Annotated in this window: 4 protein-coding genes; all 4 read right to left on the bottom strand. The window is 69.2% G+C overall.

Features of this window, described 5'->3' with window-relative positions; genetic code table 11:
* Positions 1 to 123 precede the first annotated feature (123 nt).
* Positions 124 to 1206 carry a hemolysin family protein gene (locus V7067_RS13890; RefSeq protein WP_334176498.1) on the bottom strand — a complete coding sequence of 361 codons (1083 nt, stop codon included), beginning with the start codon at positions 1204 to 1206 and terminating at the stop codon, positions 124 to 126.
* Positions 1207 to 1278: 72 nt separating this feature from the next.
* Complete coding sequence (gene ybeY / locus V7067_RS13885) at positions 1279 to 1809, bottom strand: rRNA maturation RNase YbeY (protein ID WP_334176497.1); 531 nt, start codon at positions 1807 to 1809, stop codon at positions 1279 to 1281.
* The gene (locus tag V7067_RS13880; RefSeq protein WP_334176502.1) at positions 1806 to 2870 is read right to left on the bottom strand and encodes a PhoH family protein; all 1065 of its coding nucleotides are present in this window, start codon (positions 2868 to 2870) and stop codon (positions 1806 to 1808) included. Before V7067_RS13880 ends, ybeY begins: the two co-directional genes overlap by 4 nt.
* Before the next feature lie 59 nt (positions 2871 to 2929).
* On the bottom strand, positions 2930 to 4309 hold the full coding sequence (gene miaB / locus V7067_RS13875) for a tRNA (N6-isopentenyl adenosine(37)-C2)-methylthiotransferase MiaB (RefSeq protein ID WP_334176501.1): 1380 nt from the start codon (positions 4307 to 4309) through the stop codon (positions 2930 to 2932).
* Positions 4310 to 4318: the final 9 nt, after the last annotated feature.

Here is a 4318-nt window from a genome sequence, read left to right as displayed (position 1 = left end):
CGGGCCAAGGCGTTCGGGCCAAGGCGTCCGGGCCAAAGTGTCCGGGCAAAGTGCCCTGGCAGACGGGGCTGCCGGCGGCGGATCTGCAGACCGCCGGCCCCGCCGTCTGCCGGGCAGGCCCGGTCATTCCGCCTCGGCCGCAGCCTCGCCCGGTTCGCGCCGGAAGATGCGCACCCGCTTGACCCGGCGCGGGTCGGCATCGAGGATTTCAAAGCCGAAACCGGGCATCGCAGCCGCGGCGATGGTCTCGCCGCGGTGGGGAATGCGGCCGACGAGGGTGTAGATCAGCCCGCCCAGCGTATCGATGTCCTCCTCGTCGAGGTGACTGACGTCGAAGTCCGGCCCGATCGTCTCGGCAAGGTCTTCAAGCTCGATGCGGGCATCCGCCGTCCAGCTGCGGCCGGCGGCATCGGCGGCCACCAGTTCCTCTTCTTCCTGATCGTGCTCGTCCTCGATATCGCCGAGCACGGTCTCGATCAGGTCCTCCAGCGAGACGAGGCCATCCGTGCCGCCGAATTCGTCGATCACGAGGGCGATCTGCATCCGCTCCGCCTTCATGCGGGCAATCAGGTCGCCGGCGGGCATGGAGGGCGGCACGAACAGCACCGGCCGCAGGATGTTGGCCTCGCCGATGGCGCAGGAAAGATCGACGCTGCCGAGCGGCAGGTGGCCGCTTTCGGCCTCCGAAGGCGTGGCGGCAGCCGAGGCGCGGGTGGCGATATAGGCCATCAGATCCTTGATGTGCACCATGCCCAGCGGATCGTCGAGGCTTTCGCGGTAGATCGGCATGCGCGAATGGCCGGAGGCCAGAAACAGCCGGATCAGGGCGGCGAGGGAGGTCACGGCATCGGCGGCGACAATGTCGGAGCGCGGGATCATCACATCCTCGACGCGCAGGGTGCGCAGCCGCAGGATGTTCTGCAGCAGCAGCCGCTCCTCCGGCGAGAACGCCTCTCCGCCATCCTCACCCGCGCCGGCCGCCAGAGCGCTTTCCAGACTTTCGCGCAGCGAGCCGGCATTGCGCAGGCCGATGGCTCCCATCAGGCGCGCCAGCCAGCCTTCGGCGGGCTGGTGACGCTCGTGACTGCGCTCGCGGCCTTCCGCCGGCCGTGTCGCTTCTTCGGCCACCGCTCTGGCGCCTGCCCCCGGTGCGGACGGTGCGGTCGCCCGGGCGACCGCGGTGGTACTTGATGTCTCGTCGTTCATCGGTGCGGCTCTCGCCGTCCTCGCTTGCCTGTGTGCGCCGGGTGCGCGCCGCGTCCCGGCGGCAGCCGTGATCTAGGGGGTCTCGTCCAGCGGTGCCGCATGGGGATCGGCGATGCCGAGACGGGACAGGATGGCGGTTTCCAGAGCCTCCATCTCCTCTGCCTCGGCCACGGTTTCGTGGTCGTAGCCGAGAAGATGCAGGAAACCGTGCACCATGAGGTGCGTCAGGTGGTCGTCGAAGGTCTTGCCGTCGGCCGCCGCCTCGCGGACCACTGTCTCATAAGCGAGGATGATGTCGCCCAGAAAACGGAACGGCGCGCCGGGCATGTCGGCGGCCGGAAAGGAGAGCACGTTGGTCGGCTTGTCCTTGCCGCGATGCGTGCGGTTGATGTCCTGCACGCGGGCGTCGTCGGCAAAGCACAGCGCCACCTCGCAGGGGCCGGGCGGGGTGTCGTCATCCGGCGCGCTGCCGGAAAGGCCGGCAGCCACGCCGAGGGCGCGGGCCGCCAGCGCTTCCAGCACGTCTTCGTCGGCCCATTCGCCGGCCTCGACGACGATGTCGAGGCCGACGGGGCCGGCTTCTGTCACGGCAGCCGCACTCATCCGGCGTTTCCGTCCTCTTCCAGATTCACCGGCCGCGGCCCGCGCATCACCTCGCGCACGGTGTCGCGGGTGACGTGGCCGCGGGCGATCGCCTTTTCCGCCTGCAGCTTCTCGTAGGCGGTGACGATGCGGCCGACCAGTTCGTGGCGCACCACATCGGCGCCGGTGAACTGCACATGGGCCACGCCGGGAACGTGCTCCAGAATCGAGATCGCCTCCGACAGGCCGGAGGTCTGTCCCGCCGGCAGGTCGACCTGCGTCGGGTCGCCGGTGACGATCATCTTGGAGTTCTCGCCCAGACGGGTGAGGAACATTTTCATCTGCATCGAGGTGGTGTTCTGCGCCTCGTCCAGCAGCACGATGGCGTTGGTCAGCGTGCGGCCGCGCATGAAGGCGAGCGGCGCCACTTCGATCATGCCGGACGTCAGGCCGCGCTCCACCTTCTCCGCCGGCATCATCTCGTAGAGGGCGTCATAGAGCGGGCGCAGATAGGGGTCGACCTTTTCGCGCATGTCGCCGGGCAGAAAGCCGAGGCGCTCGCCGGCTTCCACCGCCGGGCGCGACAGGATGAGGCGGGCGACATCGCCGCGCTCCAGCAGCGCCGCGGCATAGGCCACCGCCAGAAAGGTCTTGCCGGTGCCGGCCGGGCCGTTGCCGAACACCAGATCGGCCCGGTCCATGGCCCGGAGATAGGCATCCTGCGCCGGGGTGCGGGCCACCACGGTGCGGCGGCGGGTGGAGACCTGCGCGAAGGCCAGCTTGCCCTTGGGCTCCAGCGTCGGCAGCGTCAGCTGCGCCTTGGCGGCCACCACCAGCTTGATGGCGCCTTCCACGTCGCCGGGGTGGATCTCCAGCCCCTTCTGCAGCCGGTCGTAGAGCTGCTCCAGCACGTCGCGGGCGTGCTCGCAGGCCTCGTGCGGGCCCTTGATGGTGACCTGATTGCCGCGGGCCACCGCCTCCACACCGAGGCGCTGCTCGATCAGCGCCAGATTCTGGTCGAACTGGCCGAACAGATCGCTGATGAGGCGATTGTCGTCAAAGGCCAGCACCACATGGGTGATGTCGGACGCCGGCACGAGGCGCGGCGCCAGCGGAGTGGGGGAGGCAGACCGTTCGACTGTCACGAAGCAATCCCTGTCCGGCTGTTCGCCTCACCGGCGATTTCGCCGGCAAGGCTGTTGGTTCCCACGGCGGTGATCGTCACATCGACGATCCGGCCGATGAGCGCCGGATCGCCGCTGACATGGACGGCCTGAAGCCACGGCGAGCGGCCCGAAAGCTGCCCCGGGCGACGGCCGGGTTTTTCAAACAGCACCGGGACGGTCAGCCCCACGGTGCGCTGGTTGAAGGCGCGGGTATGCGCATTGACGAGGGCCTGCAGCCGGTCGAGACGTTCGGTCATGACCGCATCCGGCACCTGCTCCCTGCGCCCCGCCGCGGGGGTGCCCGGACGCGGGCTGTACTTGAAAGTGAAGGCAGAGAGATAGCCGACCTCGTCCACCAGCTTCAGGGTGGCATCGAAATCGGCGTCCGTCTCGCCGGGGAAGCCGACGATGAAGTCGCCCGACAGCGCGATATCCGGCCGCGCGGCGCGGATGCGTTCGATCAGGCGCAGATAGTCGGCCGCGGTGTGCTTGCGGTTCATGGCCGCCAGAATGCGGTCGGACCCCGACTGCACCGGCAGGTGCAGATAGGGCATGAGCTGCGGCAGGTCGCGGTGGGCGGCGATCAGGTCGTCGTCCATGTCGCGGGGATGGCTGGTGGTGTAGCGCAGCCGGTCGAGACCCGGCACCTCGGCCAGCCGGGCCACGAGGCGGGCGAGGTTCCACGCCGACCCGTCCGGCCCCTCGCCGTGATAGGCGTTGACGTTCTGGCCGAGCAGCGTCACCTCGCGCACGCCGGCGCCGGCAAGGCGCTCGGCCTCCGCCACGATGCGGTCGACGGGCCGGGAGACCTCCGCCCCGCGCGTATAGGGCACCACGCAGAAGGCGCAGAACTTGTCGCAGCCTTCCTGCACGGTGAGGAAGGCGGTGACGCCGCGCGCCCGGGTGCGCTCGCGCGCCGGCGCCGGCAGCGCCTCGAACTTCTCTTCCGTGGCGAGTTCGGTTTCCACCACGCGCTCGCCGTTGCGGGCGCGGGCGATCAGCTCCGGCAGGCGATGATAGGTCTGCGGGCCGACCACGAGGTCCACCACGGGCGCGCGGGCGGCGATTTCCGCGCCCTCGGCCTGCGCCACGCAGCCGGCAACCGCTACGAGGGTCTCGCGTCCGCTGCGCGCGCGCTCTTCCTTCAGCAGCCGGATGCGGCCCAGTTCGGAATAGACCTTCTCGGCGGCCTTCTCGCGGATATGGCAGGTGTTGAGCAGAACGAGATCGGCGGTCTCGATGGAATCGGTCGAGACATAGCCGGCCGGCACCAGTGCATCCGTCATACGATCGGAATCGTAGACGTTCATCTGACAGCCGTACGTCTTGACGAAGACGGTGCGCTTGTCGGTCATCAGCGGGGG

The organism is Pseudoxanthobacter sp. (assembly GCF_036822375.1).
Classification (GTDB): domain Bacteria; phylum Pseudomonadota; class Alphaproteobacteria; order Rhizobiales; family Segnochrobactraceae; genus Pseudoxanthobacter.
Note: the sequence above shows the minus strand (reverse complement) of the source record. Positions and strands in the feature narration are given on the sequence as shown.